This is a genomic window from Pseudonocardia sp. N23 (genome assembly GCF_002583555.1).
Classification (GTDB): domain Bacteria; phylum Actinomycetota; class Actinomycetes; order Mycobacteriales; family Pseudonocardiaceae; genus Pseudonocardia.
In genome coordinates, this window is sequence record NZ_BEGX01000078.1 from 1 (window position 1) to 359 (window position 359).

1 protein-coding gene is annotated in these 359 nt (G+C 67.1%); it reads left to right on the forward strand.

Annotated elements, in window-relative coordinates; all coding sequences use genetic code 11:
• The coding region (locus tag TOK_RS22895; protein ID WP_098960075.1) for a single-stranded DNA-binding protein at positions 1-359 on the forward strand (359 nt) is incomplete at both ends.

The following is a 359-nucleotide window of genomic DNA, read 5'->3' on the forward strand; positions in this document are numbered from 1 at the left end:
ATGAACGAGAACACCTTCCACGGCACCGTCGGCCGCGAGATCCGGATCAACTACAGCCAGCGCACCGGCAACGCGGTGGTCAACTTCTCCATCGCGATCAACTCCCGGCGCTTCGACAAGGCCAGCGGCCAGTGGGTTTCCCGGTCCACCGTCTGGAAGGACGTGGTCGCGTTCGGGCCGCTCGCCGAGAACGTCTACGACACCCTCGCCACCGGGATGCACGTCGCGGTCACCGGTGAGGAGGTCGACGACTCCTACACCAAGGAGCTCGACGAACCCGGCCGCGACGACGTGGTCATCCGCCGCACCAAGATCGAGGCCCGCGACGTCGCGGTGAGCCTGCGGACCCAGAAGGCGCG